Raw genomic sequence first — 23,713 nt, 5'->3', positions numbered from 1 at the left:
TTCTTAAATGGGGTATATTTAATTTAAACCAATTACAATTATATCTTCTAACAAGTATTAATATTTAGTTGTTAATTAAGTAATTATACTATAAATATCTTATTTTTTATTGATTTGAATGAATAGCCTAAAACAGCATATTAATATTAAAATTCATCTCTTAAATTATTAAATAATTTTACAGGCAGTAACGTCGTTTCGTAAACTCATTTTAACCAAAAATAAATCTGAAAGCTTTAATTTTTAAACTTGAATATCCAGAAAAGGTCACAAAATAAGGTCTAAAAAATTTTAGACTCTTCACAATTATTTATTCTTCCAAATATTATTTAAATTTACATTAAAGGAATAATTTAAATAGATACTTTTTTATTTCTTGGCAACTGTTAATAACCTTTATTTCGTCGATTTATCTAAATGAAAAAAGTAAAGAATCTAGATTCGAATATTGAACAATTTGATCTTATTGCTGAAGAAATCAACAATGATTTTTTTAAAAATGAAAGACAGATCCTCCTTGAATTAGGTAAAGACCTTACCAAAGTAAGAGAAAAGAATGACCTCATCATGCTTTTTTCTAAACGGGTAAAAAGTTTATTTTATTTCACTCATACTATTGTTACGCTTATTGATGAAAAAGATAATACGTACTGGCCATTTCTTTTGAATACGGATGCTTCGCCCATCAGAGAGCATTCTTTTTATGATAATTTAGTAGCATCCCGTTTTAAATTACACGAACCTTTTATTGATTGTATAATCGCTAATGACGGTCCAAAATCTTTTATTCTGAAGGATGTGATGGATTTGCCTGAAAGTCCGGTTTTTTTACGAATAAATTATGAAGGTGGTATAAAGGAAGTTCTTATGACTACGTTATGGAATGCGGATAAGCCTATTGGTTTTTTACATATTTATTCTGATAAATCTGAAAGTTTTACGCAACAATTTAGGGAAATTATAAAGGGAATCACTCCACAACTATCTGTAGCAGTTTCTAATATTATAAAAAATGAAGAGCTTGAAAAAAAGGAAATTGAAAAATCATTCCTGTTAGACTTTGGTTATGAAATAGCAACTGTAAGAAGTAAAAATGAGCTTGAACAGATCGTTAAGGCAGCTCTAAAAAAAATAAACAACATTAATGGTTTTGTAGTACGGAAAATAAATGATGACGGTACAACAATGAGCACTTACATCCATGATGATAGTATCATTCCACCCGATGATCCTATATTGATTGGTGTCGGCAGTGAAACCTTCCCTATCAATGACGGTCTGCAAAGTCGGGTACTCGACAGCTATATTCCTCTATTATTTAGTGTAGACATTGAAATAGAAAGAGGTGTCACATCAGCTTATTTGCATTTTTGGAAACGCATTGGTTATAAAATGATGGCAGGTATCGCATTGCGAAACGGCGAGACAAATCTGGGTATTTTATGGCTGGGCATCGACGAAATCAATATTTCTCTACTACAGGGTATATGCGCCCAAATATCCACTGCCATGGCAAATATCATGGCAAATGATGCATTGGAAAAAAGAAATCACGAACAATCCGTACTTCTTCAATTTAGTAATGAAATTGCAGGTGCCAGAACTAAAACTGATTTACAGGATGCTATCATTAATGTTTTACGAGATGCTTTGGATACCAAACTGGCAATGATACATACTTTTGATGATGACGGAATTGGCTTGACTCCTTACATGTCAGACACCAGCCTTTTTAAAGATGCAATGCCAAGTCATGACGAACGTATTTCTATAAAACTGACTGTAGAAGAACCTTATACAGCAAAAGTAGTCAACAGCACTGAACCTGTGGTTTTTAATGTGGAAGAAGAATTACAAACCACCAATTCTTTATTTGCACAATTATGGAAGAAAGTAGGTTTCAAGAATACTTATGCAGCTTTACTGAAAGTTGGGAATACAAAAATAGGTACGTTATGGTTACTGGCAGATTCTTTAAATATAGCTATCGTAAAAGGTATCTGTTCACAAGTTTCTGTCGCAATCGCAAATATTCAGGCTAATGAAAAATTATTTCTATACAAACAACAGCTTGAGCAGGAAAACACCTATCTGAAAGAACAGATCACCAATATTTACAATTTCTCTGAAATCATAGGTAATGGTCCTCAAATGCAGAAAGTGTATCAACTCATGTCACTGGTTGCCGATTCAAATTCTACCGTTTTGATATTAGGTGAGACAGGGACAGGTAAAGAACTTATCGCACGTGCTTTACACAATGCTTCATCCAGAAAAGAAAAACTTATGATAAAGGTAAACTGTGCTGCAATGCCTGCAAATCTTATAGAAAGCGAACTCTTCGGGCATGAAAAAGGAGCTTTTACCGGAGCTACAGAAAGACGAATCGGGAAATTTGAACTGGCCAATAACAGTACCTTATTTTTAGATGAAATTGGTGAAATGCCACTCGAAGCACAGGTCAAGTTATTGCGTGTCTTGCAGGAACGAGAGTTAGAACGTATTGGTGGTAAAGAAACTATAAAAGTAAATGTGCGCATTATCACAGCTACAAATCGTGATTTGGAAGAAGAGGTAAATGCGGGACGTTTTCGTTCAGATCTTTTTTATAGATTGAATGTTTTCCCAATTACCCTCCCATCACTTAGAGAAAGAATGGAAGATCTGGAAGCACTTGCCAACTTTTTCGTAGCCAAATACAACAAAAATACAGGGAAAAATATCACACGAATTTCTCCCAAAGCGATGCAGCAGCTACAAAGTTATTTATGGCCAGGAAATATACGTGAACTCGAACATCTTATTGAACGAAGTGTATTGATGACTACAGGAAATCTATTGCGCGAAGTTTATCTTCCTAAAAAATCAGAAACAGCTTCAGCTGCAAACGAGAATATATCCGGTCAATCTCTTGAAGAAATGGAACGTAGTTTTATTATCAACGCTCTCAAGCGATGCAAAGGAAAAATATCTGGTGTTGGCGGTGCTGCCGAGGTATTAGAAATTCCCGGTAATACCCTCCATTCTAAAATGAAAAAACTTAATATCGGTAAAGCTGATTATTTTAGCTGATCATTAAACTTTAAAAATAAACTTGTCTAAACTTTTTATTTTAACCACAAAAGAAGCAAAAGATTAAACATATTATTTTATTTAAGTTCATAATTAACAGTAAATAAGAACACATAAGTTTTTAAAAATCTTCTTGTATTGAGCGGAGTCGAAATATTATTCTTTTGAGGGCTTTTGCTTTAAAAATGGCTCAATTTTAAATGGCTCAATCATTACTTTTGTCTCTTTTGTGGTTAAAATCAAAAGTTTAAACAGACTTAATATATAATCCCATTGTTCTAAAAAGCAGTGGGATTTTTATTGTTTAAAAAGGAATTATGCAATAGCAATCAATATTTAAAATTCAATGATGTTTCACTAAATAAAATGAATGCTAAAATGAATTCACTAAATACAGTGAAATTTAATTTCAATAAATCAACATAAAGTTTTAATAATCAAGCAAATACATCAATGGCAAGCCAATTGACTTATAGATAGTAAGAAACACTATCGTTTCATTATAACATTAAAACTTTACAATATGAAAATTTTAGTAATTGGAGGATCAGGATTGATTGGTACAAAAACAGTAAATAATCTTCGTCAACTTGGACACAATGTCATTTCAGCTTCACCTTCAACAGGTATTAACACAATTACCGGCGAAGGGCTTGCCGAAGCGGTATCAGGATGTGATGTTGTTATAGATTTAGCAAACTCTCCATCATTCGCAGATAATGACGTGATGGAATTTTTTGAAACTTCAGGCCGTAACTTATTGGCTGCCGAAATCAATGCAAGTATTAAGCATCATATCGCTTTATCTGTAGTAGGTACAGATCGTTTACAAAAAAGTGGGTATTTCAGAGCTAAACAAGTTCAGGAAGATTTAATAAAAAAATCAGGAGTTCCTTATACCATCATCCACTCTACTCAGTTCATGGAATTTCTTGGTGGTATCGTTGCCTCAGCACATGCAGAAGGAAGTGTTAAATTATCTACCGCAAAAATTCAGCCCATTGCAGCCGAAGACGTTGCTGCTATCGTTGCAGAAATTGCTCTTGCTGAACCAATCAACACTATTGTAGAAATTGGTGGTCCGGAAAGATTCAGCTTATCTGGTCTTGTACAAAACTACCTTTCTAAAACCAAAGATTCACTTGAAGTAATAGAAGATAATGAGGCATTGTATTTCGGTTCTCCACTCGAAGATCTTACTCTTGTCCCTAAAGATGATGCAAGACTGGGAACATTAACTTTTGAAGAATGGTTTCCTAACCGTCCTCAGCCTAAAGCATAACTGTCATCCAAACAATATTTAAAATTAATCATCATGAAAAAACTACAATTATCAGAGGTCATTACGCCTCCTGTTCAGGGCAATGATGAATTTTTTGCAAGAAAAGTTAGAGCAAAAGATTTTAATGGTTTAATGGATCCTATCATTGGTTTTGACCATTTTGAGCTCACTAAAGATATATTTGGACCTCATCCACACGCAGGAATGGCAGCTTTAAGCTATGTGTTTGAAGATTCTGCACCCTACCAAAGTATAGATTCTCTTGGTAACAATATTACGGTAACACCCGGAAGTCTTCTCTGGACTTGGGCAGGTAGCGGTGTTGTTCATTCAGAATATCCTGTACCGGATGGTGCTTCTGTAGAAGGATTGCAATTATTTGTAAATATTCCCGGCAGCAAAAAACATCTTAAACCACAAAGTGTATTCATAGATCAATCTCAAATGCCTGAAATTAAAAAAGACGGTGTATTGGTAAGAGTTGTTTGCGGAGAAACAGAAAATGTTATAAATCCCATAACAACGCCAGAGCCACTTACTTTACTTCACATTTTTATTGAAGCTGAGAAAGAATTTTCCCACACAATTCCGGTTGGATGGTCGGGTACGGTCTTCGCTATTGAAGGACATTTTGACCTGATCACTAATGAGCAAACCACAGAACTGGAAGAAGGCAGTGCCCTTGCTATGGGACAGTCAGACCACGATGAGACCATTACTTTTAAGGGAATAGCTAACAGTCAGCTACTTTTTATTTCCGGAAAACCGCTTTATGAGGAAGTTTTCACAAAAGGTGCGATGGCTATGGAAAGTAATGAATCCTTAAATGCTGCACTAGAAGATTATAATTCAGGTAAAATGGGCTTTATTAAGATGGAAGGTGACAATCGTATTGTAGTAGCTCCCATTTAAAAACAATCAAACAATTTTTTGAGAACAATTTCAATTTTTTATAAACAATTAAAAACAATTATTATGCAAGATTTTTTATTAGTAATCCGTAGGGATATTACAAGCGCAAGCCCAACTCCAACAGCTGATCAAATGAAAGAAGCGATGGAACCTTACCAAGAATGGGTAGCAGGAATCGCTGGTCAGGACAAATTGGTTGGTACCCCAAAACGTTGGGATGCTGATGGAAGGGTTATTACAAGTACAGAGGTTACAAATGGACCTTTTGGAACAGGTACAGATTCTATAGGAGGATTATTCCTTATCAAATCTGAAAATTATGAGGAAGCCGTTGCTTTGGCACAAGGTTGCCCGATCATTAAATATGGAGCAACAGTTGAGGTTCGTATGGCTATTCCGGTAGCTTAATTTAATAAACAGGCTTTCTGTTTTTATGAGAGAAAGCCTGTTTTTATTACAAAAAAACTTTTTAATTATAAACTCAATTATTATGAAATGGTCTACCAGTTTTTTCACAAGTTCTATTGGCAGAAAAATTACAATGTCACTTACAGGACTTTTTCTTATCAGTTTTCTGTTGGTTCATATGACCATAAACGCATTAATTTTCGTCAATGACGGTGGGAAAACATTTACCATAGGTGCACATTTTATGGCCACAAATCCAGTCATTAGAACAATAGAAATTTTGCTGATTGTGGGTTTTCTAGTTCATATTATTCAGGGATTATTAATATGGAAAAAGAACCGAAATGCGAGACCTATACAATATGCTTATAAAACTGAAACACCAAATGTAACCTGGTACAGCCGTAGTATGACTCTTTTGGGAACTCTACTGCTATTATTTTTAGTGATACATACTTCAAATTTTTGGATTCCCAACAGAATCAATCAGTTCCAAACAGGAGAAGAATTACCATTGTACGAAATGATGATCGAAAAGTTTCAAAACCCTTTGGAAGTAATCATTTATACTTTTGGATGCTTTACCTTATTCTGGCACTTGTATCATGGATTTAAAAGTGCCCTTGTATCACTAGGCATTTATCATTCAGGATGGAACCCTCTCCTATCACTTTTATGTAATATTTTTTCTGTTACGGTTCCCTTGGTTTTGATGATGATGCCGATCTCAATTTATGTAGGATGGCTTAAATAAAACGCTACAATTTTATTCAAATTTAAAAACAAAAAACTATAAATATTCAAATTATGAAAACAAGACTTTTAATCGGAAAAGTATATCCAAAAGGTTTTCAGGCTCTCAACGCACTTGATCAAACCATCAAAGATTCGGATATAGACAAATGGCATCAAGAATTAATCAAAATACGGGCTTCCCATTTAAATGGCTGTGCATTTTGCTTAGATAAACATACACAAGATGCATTGAAACTGGGTATTGAGCCAAGAAAAATTGCCTTGGTGAACGTATGGAAAGAAGCTTTAAGCCATTTTACAAAAGAGGAACAATTAATTTTAGAAATCACTGAACAGATTACAAATATCGGTAAATCCGGACTTTCAAATAAGTTATTTGAAAAAAGTATTACCATGTTCGGGGAATCGCTTACGGCTCAAATCATCATGGCTGCAACGGTAATTAATGCATGGAACCGCATTGGTGTCGGTCTAAAAATGGAGCCTGAATTTGAATAATTTAGAAAATAAATTATGTACATCGGAAAATCATATAAACTCTTAGAATTCGTAGTCTGGACTAGAAAAAGCATCTATTTACTACTGATTATTAATATTATTCCGGTAGTTCTTTACGAAATAGTCGGGCTTAAATGGATTGCAATTTCATGGACGATCGTTAGTCTTTTAGGAACAGCTGCTGCATTTATTGTAGGTTTCAAAAATACGCAAACGTATAACCGAACACTAGAAGCACAACAGATTTGGATCTCGATTTTAAATGCCAGCAGATCTTGGGGCGGAACTTGTAAAGATTTTATAGAAGATAAAGAGATACTCAATATTTTAATATACAGACATTTGGCTTGGTTGACGGCTTTACGTTACGAAATGCGGGAATTCCAGATTTGGGAGTCATCAAATAAACGTCATAATAAAGAATATCAGAGGTTCTATACCATTCCGGAACGAGAAATACCGTTGGAGAAGGAATTATCAAAATATCTGAATGATGAAGAACTTCAATACATTATGTCCGTTCAAAGCAAGCCTGCGCAGATCATGTCTTTACAGGGAGATACGATTTCAAAATTGTATAAAACTCAGCAAATCGCCATTTTACAATTCGTTGATATGGAACGTAGTATGAAAGAATTTTTTGTATTGCAGGGGAAAAGTGAACAGATTAAAAACTTTCCTTACCCAAGACAATATGCAATCATCAACTCGTTACTCGTTAACTTTTTCTGCATTTTGCTTCCTTTTGGAATGCTTAAAGAATTCGACAAACTAAACGAAAATATTGACGGAATAATGAAAGGCAATATGGTATGGCTGCTCATCCCCTTCAGTATCCTGATTGCATGGATTTATAAAGCTTTAGGGCAAGTTGGCGAAAGCACCGAAAATCCTTTTGAAGGCAATGCTAATGATGTTCCCATTTCTCATATTTCCCGTATTATAGAGATTGATTTGCGTGAAATGATAGGCGAAAAAAATCTTCCGCCTATGTTGAAACCTCAGCATGATATTATTTCATAGACTCATTTCTAAATTATTATAGCCTAAAATGATGAGCTTTTAAAGAAATTTCTCAGATTCTTTATACAATCAGCCAAAAAACAAAAATTATGACAATACAGAATGAAAATTCAGACGGAAATTATTTTCCTCTTAGCTACGCTTTTGGAGAATTCCAAACTCAGGAAGAATTAGATCCAGAATATGATGTTGAAAAAGCAGTTCTTGAATTTCCTAAATATATAGACCTCTATCAATCTGAAAGTTTAAAAACGCGCAACGAAATTTCGGTTTATGAAAACGTTCAATATGGGCAAACATTAATGGAAAGATTAAATGTCTATGCTGCTGAACAACCGGACGCCCCCGTTTTGATATTTGTACACGGCGGTTATTGGAAATTAGGTGTTGGTGAAGATTATGATTTTGTCGCTTCCGGTTTACACAAAGCAGGATTTACAGTTGTTGTCATTTCTTATGGACTTGCACCAAAAATCAGCATTCCGGAAATGGTTCGCCAGATTAGAGATTCTATTGCATGGACTTCTAAGAACATTCTTGATTTTAATGGAAACCCCAATCGTATTTTTATTGCCGGACATTCGGCTGGTGCACATCTCGCCACGATGGCAGCTTTTACAGATTGGCAGGAATATGGGCTTGGGAAAAATACAGTTAAAGGAATTCTAGCCATCAGCGGATTGTATGATCTGGAACCGGTATCGCAGACTTTTGTTCAGCCAACAGTAAGAATTACAGCAGAGCAAATTTTATATTTAAGTCCGATTCGTCTTATTCGTCCGAGCAATATTCCCATAATAGTTTCTTGGGGAGGTTTAGAAACCAAAGCTTTTGTAAAGCAATCTTCCAATTTTATTGATGCATGGCTAAAAGTTGGTAATAACGGTCAAAAACTGATTGTTGAGAAAGCACACCACTTTAATATTCTCGAAGAATTTTCAGAAAACGGTCTCTTTACCAAAGCAATTACAGAATTAGCTGCAAAAAATTCAGATTAATACATTAAAAACTTACTTATGAAAAACATTTGGCCCGAGCTGTCTTACAAAGATGGAAAAGCAACATACGAAACACTGCAATTGTACACACAGGTTTTAGGAAAAATTAAACTGGCAATACTTCCCTGGGCAAATCATTCAAGGAATACCACTTTGCACATTACCACTTTTGGTCTTAGTACGCAAACAATTCCTTATCAAGATTTTAATTTTCAAATAGATCTGGATTTTGTTGCGCACCAATTGAGAATCTCTACAAGCAAAGGAGAAACTATGCAATTTGCACTTTACAATCTTTCTGTATCAGACTTTTACAAACAAGTTTTTGATTTGCTTCATGAATTAAATATTGATGTAAATATCATGACAACTCCATCGGAAATTGAAAACCCGATTCCGTTTGAAAAAGATGAAATTCATGCTACCTATAATCCTATTCATGCGAACAACCTACATCACGCGCTTCTTTGTATACAATCGGTTTTGATGATCTTTAGAAAAGATTTTACCGGAAAAGCAAGTCCAATTCACTTTTTTTGGGGCGGATTTGATTTGTCAATGGCATTTTTTTCAGGAGAAAAAGCACCTCATCATCCAGGAAAAATACCGGGACTTCCGGATTGGGTTCTTCAGGATGCTTTCAGTCACGAATTAATGGATTTCGGATTTTGGAGCGGTACAGAAACAGTACAGGAACCTTCATTTTACTGTTATATTTATCCTGAACCTGAGCTTTTTCATGCTGGAGAAATTTTACCTGAACAAGCTTATTACAATAAAGAAATCGGACAGTTTTTACTACCATATTCAGCGGTACAAGAATCTGATCATCCTAATGAATTACTGCTTGATTTTTTGAAAAGTGCATATAAATTAGGTTCAAATCTGGCTAATTGGAGTGATGATCTATATACAGCCGATAAAAATTACAAAAATGAATACAACTAAAAAAAATATCGTAGTAATTGGTGGTGGTTTTGCAGGATTAAATTTTGCAAGAAAACTTTTCAACAACAAATTCTATACTATTACTATTGTTGATAAAAACAATTACAATTATTTTACTCCACTTTTATATCAGGTTGCCACAGGATTTCTGGAAGCTGGAAATATAAGCTATCCTTTTCGAAAGTTATTTCGAGGTAAAAATATAAATTTCAGAATGTCGGGTGTTGATTTTATTGATACCAAAAATAATGACTTATATCTGAATGATGGCGGTACATTACCTTATGATTATCTGGTTTTTGCAGCAGGATCTAAAACAAATTTCTTTGGAAATGAATCTATTCAGAAAAAATCTCATTCGTTAAAAGGTATCGATGATGCTTTATATATGCGAAATGAATTAATAAAAACTCTGGAAAAAGCTTCCATTGAAAAAGATCCTCAAGAAAGACAAAAACTTTTAACAATTGTCATCGCCGGAGGTGGACCTACAGGTGTTGAAGTTGCCGGAATGCTCGCCGAAATGAAACATTATATTATTGGTAAAGAATATCCTGATTTAGATATTAAAACTGCAGAAATATATGTTGTTGACGGAGCCGGAAATTTACTTGAACCTATGAGTGACAAAACCCATGTCGCAGCCTGTAAAGAACTGGATCGATTGGGCATTAAAGTAAAACTAAATACGCTTGTAGAAAATTATATCGATGATCAAGTTGTGTTGTCAAATGGAGAAATTATAGAAGCAAAAACCCTTATTTGGGCTGCCGGAGTTACAGCAAATACATTCAGAGGTATTCCCTCAGAAAGTCTTGGCAGAGGAAAAAGAATGCTTACAAATGAATATAATTTGGTGAAAGGATTCAAAAATATTTACGCGATTGGTGATATTTGCCTGCAAACCAACGACAGCAATTATCCAAATGGACATCCACAACTTGCCCAACCGGCAATACAACAGGGAAAAATGTTGGCAAGAAATCTCTTGGCTTTGGCAAAAGCAAAACCAATGAAGGAATTTATATATTTTGACCGAGGTGATATGGCCATCATAGGAAGAAAATTTGCTGTAGTCGATCTTTTCAAGCATAAGCTTCATATTGGTGGTTTAGCAGGTTTACTGGCTTGGCTTTTTATTCATGTAATGTCGCTTGTGAATTATAACAATATCATTAAAACTTTATACAATTGGCTGATTGCGTACTTAACCCGAGATCAGGCATTGCGAATGATTTTCAGATCCGGAAACCGAGAAAGTGAAATTGAAGAAAATCAAATTGTTGCGAAAATTTATGAATCAGCGAAAAATTAATAAATCTATCTTAAAACTTAATATTATGAAAACATTTTTTTCAAAAATAAATGATATTTTTTCTTGGAACAACCATACTCCAGAATTAAAACATACAGAAGACACCACTGAAGGCGATGAAGGAATTGATGATTTTTCTATGGAAGAACCACCAGTAATTTCAGAGAACAATGAAGAAATTGATAATTTTAAACAAAAGGAGGATTCAGATATAATTGAAGAAAATTAGAGGAATTTTACTGATAATAAATTAAAATATTTAAAAGAGTTTGAATTGTTTCTTTTAGGTAAAATTTTAATATAAACCATTACAAATGAATATTTTATTTGATATAATTCAAACTGAGAATAATTACGTGTATCTTATTCTTAGACTTGCTGCAGGGATAATCATTTTTCCTTACGGAATGCAAAAATTGCTTGGTTGGTTTGATGATCTGGGCGGAGGTATTGGTATTAAAGAAACCCTTTTGCAGATGAAGGCAAAAAAAATCCCCGTTTTTATTACCTGGATGATTATAATCGGACAGTCTTTGGGTAGCATTGCTTTAATAATTGGTTGTTTTGGCAGAATTGCAGCAATGGGTAATTTTATTATTTTTTCGGGTGCATTATTCATGCATCTTCCAGATGGCTGGACACTGAACTGGCTCAAAAAAAAGAAAGGCGAAGGTATCGAATATTTTGTGTTACTGTTAGCGATTCTATTAATTATTGTCCTTAAAGGAAGCGGCACTTTTTCTGTGGATTACTGGTTGATTTCTTCTAAATTTATAACCAGATGAATAGATAAATCTTATTAGTTAAGATGTTAAGATTATTAAATGCTTTTATGTGAAACAAAATGTGCTACTCTTTTTACTACAATTGTCATGTATATTTTTAAAAACTTTGAGTATATTAAATCAAAAAAAAGATGTAATTTAATTAATCACATCTTTTTTTAAATTTTCGAGTGTTTTGAAAAGTTTCCTTTACCTACTCTGCGGAGAGAGAGGAACTTGTATCTTTTTAAGAAAAGTACTCTCCATCGGCTTTATGCTGTTCTATTATTTTATAGGTCACAGAATAGGTCACTTTTTATAAGCTATTAAGAGCGTTTGTTTTAACTAAAGCTAATTTAAACTTTTTTCAAAAATAAATTCAATATCTATTTCTTTTTTTGTGATTAAGTTTAAAACTCCTAAAATAGATATCTTATTTCAAAATAGATATAAACTTCTGCTACGTTCCAATTGTCATCACTCCCTTCTATACAATTTATACACAATGAAAATTCTTCAAAGCTATTCTTTTAATAGCCTGAAGCATAATTCCTTTACTCTCTTCGTATTAATATTAGGATATTTCCCATTTATTCTTTTATTTCGGTAAATATTGTCTCCAAAATAACAATTCCTTTTTGATTTCCATTTTATTTTTATTTCAAATGGAGAATATTCACTGATATTTTCAATATCAATTCCGATATTTCCATCTCCTGTTGGTTTCGATAATGTTCATAATCGTTGTGCTTAAGATTGTACAATTTAAATTGTTCTCAATCTCTTTACCGTCCTTTCACTGAAGCCCTGCATCGCTGAATATTTTTCAAAAGAAAAACCGGAAAAAAGAAAGCAGATAATCTTAGCCGACAATGAGGAAAACCAAAAGGAAACGGAATAATTGGAGGGTACCTTTAGGGAGGAAACCGTTTATGCCGTAGTCTTTTGGTAGCCTAAGCAGTAGTTGTCGGCAACACCTTAGCTGCCTTTTACAAGTTGATATTGAAATAATACAAACACCTTCGAACATAATATTTATACAAACTAATTGTATTTAAGATTTAATAAATATCTTTTTTAAGTGACAAATAAATGTGTGAAAAAACACCTTCTTTTAAATATCTTATAAAAAGTACCACAAAACTATTTTTCAGTCAAATTGGTCTTATTATTGAATTATCTTGAGTACATCAATCACAAAAAATATCCTTTTATGAAAAGACATCTTGTTGCCGTAGGAGGATGCTTTGCGGGTATTAATTTATCAAAACCATGAATAACTTTCAAAGCCTTTTTAAATTAGCTTTCGTTGGTATGTTTGTGCCCCTTCTTTGCGCTGGGCAAAAAGAAACCAATCAAAAATACTCTCTTCTTAATCCTGTTCCGCGCGCTCTTATGAGAGAAATGGAAACTGACCGCCCTGATGTGACTGAATCTCCTTATACGGTAGATGCAGGACATTTCCAGTATGAAACGGACTTAGTAAGACTAATCAAGGAAAAATCTGATGTACAGGAGATTAGTACAGTACTCATCAATCAGGCCAATCTCAAAATCGGAATTACGGGTAGTACAGCGATACAAATTGGTTTTCAATCCTATGGCTGGCAAAAGGAAACAGAGATTGGGTCAGGTGATATAGAAAAGAGTAATGGAATTGGTGATGTAACGTTGAGAATTAAACAGAACCTAATAGGAAATAACCGCGGAAACTTTGCAATGGCTATATTACCCTATGTCAAATTTCCTTCTTCGAAATATGATAAAGAAAGTCGCTTTGAAGGGGGCTTGATTGTACCCATGTCTTACAAATTGCCTGGTGAGTGGAAACTTGGATTTCAAGTGGAAGTTGATAGGCTGAAAGATCTGGATCAACCGGCAATGCATACTGAGTTTTTACAGACGCTAACTATCAGTCATCCATTATTTAAAGGGATTGACGGGATAGCAGAAACGTATTACACTTACAATTTTAAGGCCCACCAATTCTCTAATTATATCAATGCAGCTATTCAAATAGAAGTGGCAAATGATTTTAAATTGGATGCCGGGATTAATTATGGGATACAAGCTACCGCAACAAAACATTATTTCATTGGTGCATCTTATCGTCATTGAAGTGAATAACAGTAAAATTTGTTTAAGGCTTGGAGTAACTGATAGAATGATTTAGCCTTTAATTGGAATAAAATATTAAAAAATTTATTAAAATTGAAATTTTATTAACATGTTAACGAGTCAAACATTTTAAAAAACTTTGATAATGATATACTAGTTAATACCAAATAATTAAACAATACTAGAAAACAAAAACAGCATCAATCAATATTGATGCTGTTTTTGTTTTCTAGTATATTATGTTTTTGTAATTACTCTATTATTGATATCGTTTTGACAATATATTTTGTTTTTTCTTTTTCTGATACTTTGAATTCTTCAATAATTTCTTCACATACTAATTTATATTGAATTGTTTCTATTGTTAAACCTTTTAATTGTTCTTCATTAGATGCTTCTCCAAAAATATCTTTTCCTTCATCTGTCCTTAACTTCCATGTTCGTCGTACAATATCAACTTGAACGAAAAAGCCAACAAATTCTTTTACTTCTTCTGTTAATTCTTCAGTTTTCTGCAATATTTCTAATATTTCGTCAGCCTTATTCTTATCTATAATTTTGTATTTAATTGATTCTCTATTAGGTGCATACCATTTATGTTTTAATTTTAGATTATCAGAACTAATCTTTTTTAAAATTTTAGTAAAGCTACTTACAGCATGACCTTTTACAGTTCTTAGTTTTTTTATTAAATCTTCTTCTGTTTCATATTCAGAAAATATTTCGTCGATTTTTTCTAAACCATATTCAATCATACAATTGCCAAATATATCCTTCTGTGATTCTGAATACAAGTGGAGATTAAATGATGCAGCAGAAGATAAAAAAGCACGAACTTTATAATTTTCAGGAATTATAAATTGTTTCTTATTATTAACATTATGTTCAGTCAAAGCTTTTTTATAGCTATTTTCAAGTAATACTGAATATAATTTAACTATATCACCCAAATCATCAGTATCAATTCCAAAATCGTCCCTACTGTCAGATAATGCTAAATGTATTACGGCATTGTCTTTATTTACAACCTCCTCAATAATTATTGTATCATCTTGAAAAGGTGTATTTAAGAAAAAGCCTTCACTTGGTAACCACTCTTCTTTTAAACCTTGAATTTGAAAAGAATCAATGATTAGTTCATCTTCATCGTTGATGCTAAGAAAGAAATAAGAATTAATTTCTGGATTAACATAGACTTCATATAAATCAATTTTTCCACTAATAAATTGAGCAATTCTCTTTTCAGAAATTGGAATAGTTAAATACCTATAAATATCATTTTCAGGTTCAACCAATAAGCACAAATAATGAGTTTTTATTTCATCTACTGAAATAAATAACTCAGGTATATCATAATATACCAAAATTTGAGATATGTTAAAAACCCTATTCATTATTTTTTGCAAAATTAGTACTTCTCCACCAAGAATGATGACTTGGCTTAAAAGTTTGTTTAATTAATCCGTCACCTTTTTCTAAATTGAGTTCATAAATTTTTTTATGTTTATGACGTGGAAATTTTATGATATCTTCACAATCTTTTATGTTAGAATAAACAGATACAGCACAACAAGTACATTCATCAACTTTAAATAATTTAGTTGGAAACTCTAATCTTTGAGAAATCAATTCTTCTATTGGGTTTTCGATATTCGAAACCAATCTATAATATTTTTCCCCATTTGGCTCTTGTGCATCTTTTGGTGGACATTGCTCTGGAAGATTTTCAAACCATTCAATCATAAAAAATGAATTACATAAAGTATCAAATTTATAAAATAACATTAATGTTCATTTATGGAATACCATAATAAATATATTTAGATTTGTTTATTGATATTCTAAACATTGTATTGGATAAAAATATAAATTAATGTGAAATAAACAAAAACTATTTACTGTCAATTAAAAATTATTGATATAATTTTTCACATCTGCATATCTAATAGTTAATTTTTCATAGAGCTGTATACATATATCAAATTAAATAATATGAAATCTTTAACAGAATTTATCAACGAGCAATTAGAAAATTCAATAGAAAAACCTATACAGGAAGAACAACAAATTGCTGAAACTACTCAAACAAATATTCAAGAAGCTGAACAACCAAATCCTGAACAAACTCCTTCAGAAGAAAAATAAATTAGTCTATAAGTGATTTCATTTTTTAAATAGGGCAAATATTGTTTGCTCTATTTATACTGTGTGGTAACAAGAATAAGCTTTTTGAGGTTATATAACAAAGTTATATAAAAGTTGTTGTTATCTATAACAACAAAAATGTGTGTTAAGTCCTATAAATAAAGGGTTTTTGTAACGTCTTACTTTCGAAAATTGAAATAATAGCGTTACAATATGTAACATTTGCTATACATTGTTCAACAATTATTGTACATTTGTACGTACATTTATACAATAATTGTATCTCTTCTGAGACAACAATTTTGTAAAATAAAAAACTCCCTGCTTGAACAGGGAGCTTTAAAAGTTGATTATTTTATTTCTATATAGAAAACAAATAGTCCTCCTTTCGGATGGTAAATAGTTTTACCGTTCTTTTTAATCGATCTGGTAAAAACTTTTTTATAAGTTTTTCCATTTTTTTCAAAAGTTTCCATTGTTACGGATTTTTTGAATTAAACCAATTACCGAACAACTCAGGCTGCAACCTGAGTTGTTCTGCTTAAAATCTCAGCGTTATCGCCTATGGAATAATGTCCACATTTGTATCGTCCTTTAGCAAAGATAAGAAATTTAAAAACCAGAATACAACAGTTGTTAACATATTGTTAGTTACTTATAATATTATATGGTTAAAAAACCGTTTTTATTACCATAAATTTTATCTCTGTATTAATTAATTAGAAGATTAATAGATTTAGTAGTTATAGGATAAAGTTGATATTTTCATAAACCCTCTATTTTAGAGGGTTTTACGTTTTTTAGCCTAGATAATTTTTATTATATTTGTATTATTAAAAATAAAAACCATTCCTAAAAAAGGAATGTAAAATAAATCGTGCTTTTTGCATTATTGTCAACCTTAAATTACCACAATGAAGTTTTCGGACTTCATCTTTAAAAGACAAATAATGTATATGAGGTACGCCTGTTTTGGCGTGGCTTGTATCATTGTTTTTTGGGGTGTGGTAATCCTAAGGTTGACATGATACAATGTCCACGCTTTATTTTTATGTTAAACCTTAAATTACCACACAATGAAATTTGAATTATCTACATTCAAAAAAGTAGCATCATGTTCTATATTGATGTTAACAAATCTCTCTTTATCAGGACAAACAAAGTTTTCTTTTGATGACCAAACACTAAAAAAGTTTTATTATCAGAAATTATTTCCAGTTGAATATAAGCAAATAACTGATGGTTCTGTAACAAGAAATGCTTACATGATTTCTGATGATAATCAAATCCCTATTTCCTCAGATGAATTAAAAGGTTCATTTATTATCATTTCAGACAAAATGGGTATTAATGATAAAGACGTTCCAGGACATTTTCTTAAAAATGAATTATGTGAAGAGGTTATAAAATATTATGAAATTAATAAAACCAATGTACTATTGATAGAAAATGAAAATACTAAGAAACTTTACATGATGTATTCAGATTTTCTTAAAAGTATGAATGAAGAAAAAGAAAAGATTAAAAAAGATGATGCAGAACTAAAAATGATAGATGGATTTATGCAATCCATGGGATATAAAACCTCTCAAATAGATGGAGCAATATATGTTAAAACTAAATATTATCGAATTTTATGTAACCTATCAACAGTTGATGTTTTACAAAAAGATAAAGACTACTTGAAAAAAGTTGATTCTTGGTTTGAACAGCGAGAAGCTATAAGAAAACAAATTATAGCAACCATTCCTAAATTTGATCATTATGCAAGATTATATAGAGTACAAAGAAATAGAATGTCTAAGGCGGATATTTTGTCATGGACAACTTTAACAAAATCTGCTAATCTTTTAAATAAAAAAGAAGTTGATTTAACAGATAAATTATGGGGATTATTAGAATTGCAGAATTCAACAGAAAATTACCACAAATATTCATCTGAATTTATAGATTATCTAAGTGCTTCTACAGGAGTTTTAGGAATATAGGTAAGATAATCCGGCAATGCCGGATTTATTTTTTTTCAAAAAACTCATCAAAAGACATGAAGTATTTCAATAATGGTATTTGATTAATTTCATTCAAATATTTAATAAGACCGAAAATTAAAAATAAATCATTTTCACCCAATATAATTTTTGAATAATCTTTATTCATTGAATGGAGTGTAAATTTAAAATTAAATTTAGACTTTTTACAAATCATTAGAATGTAAAAATCATTATTTTCTAATTTTACATCATATTGTATAATTAATGATTTTGTTACTATAGTTTTTTCAACTATATCAAAACAATTTATTTTACAATTCTTATAAATATCTGATTCTTTAAGATAGTTATTAAGAATTAAATTAAACGCATCTAATAGTTTTTTTTCATTTATATAATTAAAGTACATTTGCTTAAAATATGAGCTAAATTTACCCAAAAATTTTAACAGACGAAATTTATACGTAAGAAATCTAAATTTTAACAATACTCTTGTTAACTTACAAAACAATAAAAAATTAGACATAGTAGTTAATTTTGATTGTTTAATACAACTACAAGAACTAAAATAAATATTCGTCAATCAAAAGTTAAGCTATCAGTTCCTCATACGTAAGTCGTCCCTCAAATGCACAATATAAAGCAAAGTTAAATCTATTACCTTCATCAAAATCTTTGGTATTATATCTAAAGGAAAATTCATCACAGTAAAGTTGTAAATGTTTTGGACTAACCGAATGATAGATGCCAAGAATTCCTCGTTTTAGTAAACTCCAAAATCCTTCAATGCTATTAGTATGATAATTGTCTTTGACATATTGACCTTTAGTATGAGGTATACTTTTATGTTCGTAATGTTTGTGTACTTGTGAATAACCTTTCCAACCATCACTAACCACAATAGAACCTCTTTTGACCATGTTTTTAATAATCGTTGTAAGAGTTTTCCCTTTTGTGTTGGGAACGATTTCTGTAGATACTTTTCCATTACTAAGTAAGCCAAATACAACAGCTTTTGTTTTAGTACTTCTTCCCTGAGTATTTTCTACTCTTTTTTGCCATGATTTTTTATGATTTTTTCCTCCTACGAATGTTTCGTCCACCTGTGTAACTCCATCAAATTTATTTATTTTTTCAGAACTTAAAGAATGTCTTATTCTTGAAAGCATGAACCATGCAGTTTTTTGAGTTACACCAATATCTCTTGCAAGTTGATGACTACTAATACCTTTTTTGTGTGATGTAAAAATATAGATTGCGTAAAACCATTTTCTAAGTGAGATTGCAGAGTTTTCAAACATAGTTCCAATTTTCACATTGAAATTTCTTCTACAATCTTTACATTTATAAATACCATTGAATTCACCGTCCTTTTTTAATTTGTAATGATCTTCTCGTTCACTGCCACAATTAATACATATTGGGTCACCATTCCAAAGCAATTCTTCAAGATATTCTCTGCATTTTTGTTCTGTATTCAATGACTCCATCATGTTGGTTATAGAAGAATTATCTGAAGAAATTCCAAGATGAAAAATTTTTGTTATGCCGATATATCTCATATTTATTAGTTATATATAAAATTAATAAAAAAGATCGAGGCTGAACAATGCTGATGAACAAATTTTCATGATTTTTATCTTGTTTTTAGTTTGATTGTCAATTGATTACAAGTTGTTGTTTATTGATTTCAGATACAAAAAAACAGCATCAAAAGATTGATGCTGTCTAAGTTTTGAAATGTTGTTTAATTAATTTGGTATTAACTAGTATATTATTATCTTAAATTTTTATACAATGAAAAAAACAGCAATTATTATTCTTTCTGACCCAAAAGCTGGTTCAGAAGAAGCTTTGGGAAGAGTTTTTAACGCTTTAGCATCGGCTTATGAATTCAAGCACGCGGGTGAAGATGTGAAAATCATTTTTCAGGGAACGGGAATCAGATGGCCGGAACAATTGGAAAAAACAGACCACCCTGTTCACGGGCTTTACAATGAGGTGAAAGATTATGTTCACGGTCTTTCCAAAGGATGCGTAGCGGTATTTGGAACGGAAGTTTCAGGGTATGAGCTGTTGAACGAAAACGAAGTTCCGGGAACTCCAGGCTTACCAAGTTTCCTTAACCTGAGAAATGAGGGTTACGATATTTTGATTTTCTAATCTAATCTTGTTTTGAAACTGCCCCCTTGAAAAATTTTCAGAGGGCAGTTTTGATTTAAAAATAATAATTAAATTGCAGTAATAATGTTATCACAATCTGTCTATACGCTCGTTAATGAACAAAACGGGAATCTGGCTTTCAAACTTTTTGAGTTTGATAACAACAGCTATTTTGACCATATCCAGCGGAATAACTATTTTACATTAATCCTGATAACTTCGGGAGATGGCGTTGCGACGGTTGACCTTTGTGATTATTCTTTCAAAGAAAATACTTTGTTTGCGTTTTATCCTTATCAGCCTTTTATGTTGCAGTCTGCGAAACCGATTATGGGAATTTCGATTCAGTTTCATCACGATTTTTTCTGTATTTACAGGCATCATAAGGAAATTGCAGCCAATGGAATCTTGTTTAATAATGTCTATCAACAACCTTTTATTGGATTAAATGAATTCAGTAAAAGTTCGATTTTAAATTTGATTAATGGACTCGCCAATGAACTTAAAAATGATGCTTTCAGAAAGGATGAGGTTTTGATTTCTTACTTAAAAATTTTATTGGTTACTGCGACAAGAATAAAATTAGAACAACAAACCATTCAAAATTCTGAATCGGTGAATATTAAGCAACAGTTTGTTATTCAAAATCTTAAAAATGCGATTGAAGATAACTTCCGAACCAAACATTCAGCGAGTGATTATGCGGATTTATTGAATCAGACACCTTCTTCGCTTGCAAGGATTACAAAGAATCACTTTAATAAAACGCTTTCCGATTTGATTACGGAACGAATCATTATTGAAGCCAAAAGAGAACTGTATCTTACAGACAAAACGATTAAGGAAATTGCCTACGAATTGGGTTATGAAGATGAATATTATTTTAGTCGGCTTTTTAAGAATAAAACGGATATTTCACCTCAGATTTACAGAAATACGATTGGTTTTAACAGAGGTGCAGAATCTAATTAAAAATAAAAATGGATAATTACAATCAATATATGCTTGAATGCATCGAACTAGCAAAACAAGCTTTGGAAAAGGGAAATCCGCCAGTTGGTTCTATTCTGGTTTTTGAAGATAAAATTATTGGCAGAGGAATCGAATCTGGAAAATCAAGCGGTGATATTACGCAACACGCCGAAATTTTAGCGGTGAAAGATGCTTTAGCAAATGGTTACAGAAATGTTTTAGAAAAGTCTGTGATGTTTTCTACGCACGAACCTTGCATTATGTGTTCCTATCTTATCAGACATCATCAAGTTGCGAAATTGGTCTTCGGAGTTTCTGTTCCTTTTGTTGGCGGACAATCTTCTGAATTTAAAATTCTGGAAACTGAAAATGTTCCGAAATGGGGAAATAAACCTAAAATTGAGTCGGGAATTTTACAACATGAATGTGAGATATTGAATGAACAATTTGCTGAATATCTTTCTAAGCAAAAATTATTTAATAAAAAATAAAAGCCTCTCAGATTTGAAAGGCTTTCGTTTTAATATCAATTTTAATAATGAAATTAATCTTAGATTATGTTGTTTGTCCTCCATCAACATTTAGAGTAACACCTGTGATATAGCGCGCCTCATCACTTGCTAAAAAAGAGACAGCCATTCCAATATCTTTCGGTTCTCCGTAATGCCCCAATGCAACGGATTGTAGCATATGTGAGCTGAAGGGTCCATCAGAAGGATTCATATCTGTATCAATAAGTCCTGGCTGAATAATATTTACGGTAATATTTTTGCTTCCCAAATCTCTTGCCCAACTTCTTGTATAAGCTGCCAAAGCTGCTTTAGTTGCGGCATAATCACCAATTCCTGGATAGGGAGAACGTGTCGCTCCGGTAGAACCGATTGAAATAATTCGACTCCCATTTTTCATAAATGGCAATACATATCGCACTGTATTTACGACACCGTGAACATTGACATCCCATTGCTGCTGTAACGCAGATAAATCGTTATCTTTATTGTCAATCTCTCCTGTTACAAATAATCCTGCACTATTCACTAAAATATCAATTCCCCATTCTGAAGCTTTTTGGATAGCAGTATTTATTTCTTCTAAATTTGCGGTATCTGCTTTTATTGCCATACTTTTTACACCCAAGGCTTCTATCTCTGCAACCAGATCTTCTGCTTTCTGTTTTGAATTTACATACGTGAAAATAATATTTGCTCCCTCTAAAGCAAGTTGTCTTACAATTCCTGCTCCGATTCCACGACTTCCACCTGTTACAAATGCTGTTTTGTTTTTTAATTTTGACATAACTGTAATGATTTTTTTTATGATTAAATATGAAATATGATTGAACCTTTTGTACTACTTGACTCAAGATCCTGATGAGCTTTTGACACATCTGATAAAGAATAAATTGTAGGATTAATCTCTCCTAATATTCCGTTTCGCAAAGCATCAAACATTTCTGTCGCAGCGAATTGAACGCTTGCTTTATCAGGAAAATAACTTCCTAAATTCGGACGGATGAAATTAATTTTTCTGTCATTTAAAACTTTATTATCAATATCAGGAACTCCGGAAGAGTTTCCGAACAACAAATATGTCCCCCCAGTTTTAAGAACATTAAGAGAATCATTGAAAGTTGCTTTTCCAACACCATCAAAAACAGCATCAACTCCTTTTCCTTCTGTGAAATTATTTACAGATTCAGTTAAATCTTCATTATCCAAAGCAACAACAAGGTCAATTCCGTGGCTAAGAGCATAAGATTTCTTAATGCTGTTTCCTACTGTTCCAATCACTATCGCACCTAAAGCTTTCGCCCATCTGCTCACCAATGAACCAACACCTCCCGCCGTTGCGTGAACTAAAATTGTATCTCCCTTTTTCACAGAATACGCTTGTTTAATAAGCATTCTTGCAGTAAGACCTTTCGCCATAATTGCTGCTGCCTGATCAAAAGAAACATCATCCGGAACTTTTATCAATTCGGAAGCATTTATCAATCTACGCTCCGCATAAGCTCCAAGAGCGAAAAAATATCCTACCCTATCTCCTACAACAAGATCTTTTACATTTTCTCCAACAGATTCTACAGTACCTGCCGCTTCTACCCCAATGGTCACCGGAAAATTATTGACTGGAAAAGTACCGTTTCGGAACATTACATCTACAAAATTTAAAGCAATTGCTTTTTGGTTAAGTATCACTTGATTTGCGTTTGGTGTTCCAATTGTTTCTAAGCCATATTCCAGAACTGCAGGCGAACCTTGTCTGCTTATTCGTATAACTGCAGTTTCATTACTTTTCTCCATTTTTTTAGATTTTGGTTAAACATTTTGATGTGACAAAGTTGCGAC

At 32.3% G+C, this 23,713-nt stretch carries 25 protein-coding genes; 18 read left to right on the top strand and 7 right to left on the bottom strand.

Translation table 11 applies throughout. The features are described 5' to 3' along the window. The first annotated feature begins 417 nt into the window (after positions 1 to 417). The 13 genes from SB689_RS00560 (at position 418) to SB689_RS00500 (ending at position 14,094) form a co-directional block, all read left to right on the top strand. Positions 418 to 3,072: a sigma 54-interacting transcriptional regulator gene (locus SB689_RS00560; RefSeq protein ID WP_410690147.1), complete on the top strand. Its 2,655-nt coding sequence runs from the start codon at positions 418 to 420 to the stop codon at positions 3,070 to 3,072. Positions 3,073 to 3,595: 523 nt separating this feature from the next. Beyond that, positions 3,596 to 4,354, top strand: a complete 759-nt coding sequence (locus tag SB689_RS00555) for an SDR family oxidoreductase (RefSeq protein WP_410690146.1) — start codon at positions 3,596 to 3,598, stop codon at positions 4,352 to 4,354. A gap of 33 nt (positions 4,355 to 4,387) precedes the next feature. Then, positions 4,388 to 5,266, top strand: a complete 879-nt coding sequence (locus SB689_RS00550) for a pirin family protein (RefSeq protein ID WP_410690145.1) — start codon at positions 4,388 to 4,390, stop codon at positions 5,264 to 5,266. Between the two features lie 63 nt (positions 5,267 to 5,329). Continuing rightward, positions 5,330 to 5,674 carry a YciI family protein gene (locus tag SB689_RS00545; protein ID WP_410690144.1) on the top strand — a complete coding sequence of 115 codons (345 nt, stop codon included), beginning with the start codon at positions 5,330 to 5,332 and terminating at the stop codon, positions 5,672 to 5,674. 82 nt (positions 5,675 to 5,756) lie between these two features. Continuing rightward, positions 5,757 to 6,428 carry a succinate dehydrogenase cytochrome b subunit gene (locus SB689_RS00540; RefSeq protein ID WP_410690143.1) on the top strand — a complete coding sequence of 224 codons (672 nt, stop codon included), beginning with the start codon at positions 5,757 to 5,759 and terminating at the stop codon, positions 6,426 to 6,428. Positions 6,429 to 6,481: 53 nt separating this feature from the next. Then, positions 6,482 to 6,928 carry a carboxymuconolactone decarboxylase family protein gene (locus SB689_RS00535; protein ID WP_410690142.1) on the top strand — a complete coding sequence of 149 codons (447 nt, stop codon included), beginning with the start codon at positions 6,482 to 6,484 and terminating at the stop codon, positions 6,926 to 6,928. Positions 6,929 to 6,943: 15 nt separating this feature from the next. Further along, the gene (locus SB689_RS00530; protein WP_410690141.1) at positions 6,944 to 7,951 is read left to right on the top strand and encodes a bestrophin family protein; all 1,008 of its coding nucleotides are present in this window, start codon (positions 6,944 to 6,946) and stop codon (positions 7,949 to 7,951) included. 89 nt (positions 7,952 to 8,040) lie between these two features. After that, the gene (locus tag SB689_RS00525) at positions 8,041 to 8,949 is read left to right on the top strand and encodes an alpha/beta hydrolase (RefSeq protein WP_410690140.1); all 909 of its coding nucleotides are present in this window, start codon (positions 8,041 to 8,043) and stop codon (positions 8,947 to 8,949) included. An 18-nt stretch (positions 8,950 to 8,967) separates the two neighbouring features. Beyond that, the gene (locus tag SB689_RS00520) at positions 8,968 to 9,897 is read left to right on the top strand and encodes a DUF5996 family protein (protein ID WP_410690139.1); all 930 of its coding nucleotides are present in this window, start codon (positions 8,968 to 8,970) and stop codon (positions 9,895 to 9,897) included. Beyond that, a complete protein-coding gene (locus SB689_RS00515; protein ID WP_410690138.1) occupies positions 9,884 to 11,212 on the top strand; it encodes an NAD(P)/FAD-dependent oxidoreductase in 1,329 nt (442 codons plus the stop codon). The genes SB689_RS00520 and SB689_RS00515 overlap by 14 nt, the downstream gene beginning before the upstream one ends. Positions 11,213 to 11,237: 25 nt before the next feature. Beyond that, positions 11,238 to 11,441 carry a hypothetical protein gene (locus tag SB689_RS00510; RefSeq protein ID WP_410690137.1) on the top strand — a complete coding sequence of 68 codons (204 nt, stop codon included), beginning with the start codon at positions 11,238 to 11,240 and terminating at the stop codon, positions 11,439 to 11,441. Between the two features lie 85 nt (positions 11,442 to 11,526). Beyond that, entirely contained in the window at positions 11,527 to 11,997 is a 471-nt protein-coding gene (locus tag SB689_RS00505; protein ID WP_410690136.1) for a DoxX family protein, read from the top strand. 1,251 nt (positions 11,998 to 13,248) lie between these two features. Further along, entirely contained in the window at positions 13,249 to 14,094 is an 846-nt protein-coding gene (locus tag SB689_RS00500) for a transporter (RefSeq protein ID WP_410690135.1), read from the top strand. Positions 14,095 to 14,345: 251 nt separating this feature from the next. On the opposite strand, the gene SB689_RS00495 is transcribed toward SB689_RS00500, so the two are convergent. After that, positions 14,346 to 15,488, bottom strand: a complete 1,143-nt coding sequence (locus tag SB689_RS00495) for a DUF6575 domain-containing protein (RefSeq protein ID WP_410690134.1) — start codon at positions 15,486 to 15,488, stop codon at positions 14,346 to 14,348. Beyond that, complete coding sequence (locus SB689_RS00490; protein WP_410690133.1) at positions 15,481 to 15,879, bottom strand: hypothetical protein; 399 nt, start codon at positions 15,877 to 15,879, stop codon at positions 15,481 to 15,483. The genes SB689_RS00495 and SB689_RS00490 overlap by 8 nt, the downstream gene beginning before the upstream one ends. A 207-nt stretch (positions 15,880 to 16,086) precedes the next feature. Here SB689_RS00490 and SB689_RS00485 point away from each other — a divergent pair, with 207 nt between their 5' ends. Continuing rightward, on the top strand, positions 16,087 to 16,239 hold the full coding sequence (locus tag SB689_RS00485; RefSeq protein ID WP_410690132.1) for a hypothetical protein: 153 nt from the start codon (positions 16,087 to 16,089) through the stop codon (positions 16,237 to 16,239). Positions 16,240 to 16,589: 350 nt separating this feature from the next. Here SB689_RS00485 and SB689_RS00480 read toward each other — a convergent pair whose 3' ends face one another. After that, complete coding sequence (locus tag SB689_RS00480; protein WP_410690131.1) at positions 16,590 to 16,715, bottom strand: hypothetical protein; 126 nt, start codon at positions 16,713 to 16,715, stop codon at positions 16,590 to 16,592. A 600-nt stretch (positions 16,716 to 17,315) separates the two neighbouring features. Between SB689_RS00480 and SB689_RS00475 the strand changes: the two genes are divergently transcribed. After that, positions 17,316 to 18,227, top strand: coding sequence for a hypothetical protein (locus SB689_RS00475; RefSeq protein ID WP_410690130.1), 912 nt, complete (start codon positions 17,316 to 17,318; stop codon positions 18,225 to 18,227). 25 nt (positions 18,228 to 18,252) lie between these two features. Here the strand turns inward: SB689_RS00475 and SB689_RS00470 are convergent, their stop codons facing one another. Continuing rightward, on the bottom strand, positions 18,253 to 18,756 hold the full coding sequence (locus SB689_RS00470) for a hypothetical protein (RefSeq protein WP_410690129.1): 504 nt from the start codon (positions 18,754 to 18,756) through the stop codon (positions 18,253 to 18,255). Positions 18,757 to 18,820: 64 nt separating this feature from the next. Further along, on the bottom strand, positions 18,821 to 19,792 hold the full coding sequence (locus SB689_RS00465; protein ID WP_410690128.1) for an IS1595 family transposase: 972 nt from the start codon (positions 19,790 to 19,792) through the stop codon (positions 18,821 to 18,823). Between the two features lie 235 nt (positions 19,793 to 20,027). Here SB689_RS00465 and SB689_RS00460 point away from each other — a divergent pair, with 235 nt between their 5' ends. From SB689_RS00460 to SB689_RS00450, 3 genes are all read left to right on the top strand, one after another. Further along, entirely contained in the window at positions 20,028 to 20,393 is a 366-nt protein-coding gene (locus tag SB689_RS00460; RefSeq protein WP_410690127.1) for a hypothetical protein, read from the top strand. 84 nt (positions 20,394 to 20,477) lie between these two features. Further along, entirely contained in the window at positions 20,478 to 21,365 is an 888-nt protein-coding gene (locus SB689_RS00455) for a helix-turn-helix domain-containing protein (RefSeq protein ID WP_410690126.1), read from the top strand. An 8-nt stretch (positions 21,366 to 21,373) separates the two neighbouring features. Continuing rightward, positions 21,374 to 21,856 carry a nucleoside deaminase gene (locus SB689_RS00450; RefSeq protein WP_410690125.1) on the top strand — a complete coding sequence of 161 codons (483 nt, stop codon included), beginning with the start codon at positions 21,374 to 21,376 and terminating at the stop codon, positions 21,854 to 21,856. A gap of 64 nt (positions 21,857 to 21,920) precedes the next feature. On the opposite strand, the gene SB689_RS00445 is transcribed toward SB689_RS00450, so the two are convergent. Continuing rightward, entirely contained in the window at positions 21,921 to 22,661 is a 741-nt protein-coding gene (locus SB689_RS00445; protein ID WP_410690124.1) for an SDR family NAD(P)-dependent oxidoreductase, read from the bottom strand. 23 nt (positions 22,662 to 22,684) lie between these two features. Beyond that, positions 22,685 to 23,668 carry a quinone oxidoreductase family protein gene (locus SB689_RS00440; RefSeq protein WP_410690123.1) on the bottom strand — a complete coding sequence of 328 codons (984 nt, stop codon included), beginning with the start codon at positions 23,666 to 23,668 and terminating at the stop codon, positions 22,685 to 22,687. Positions 23,669 to 23,713 lie beyond the last annotated feature (45 nt).

It is taken from the genome of Chryseobacterium sp. SIMBA_038 (assembly GCF_046535115.1).
Lineage (GTDB): Bacteria > Bacteroidota > Bacteroidia > Flavobacteriales > Weeksellaceae > Chryseobacterium.
This window is presented reverse-complemented; position numbering and strand designations above follow the sequence as displayed.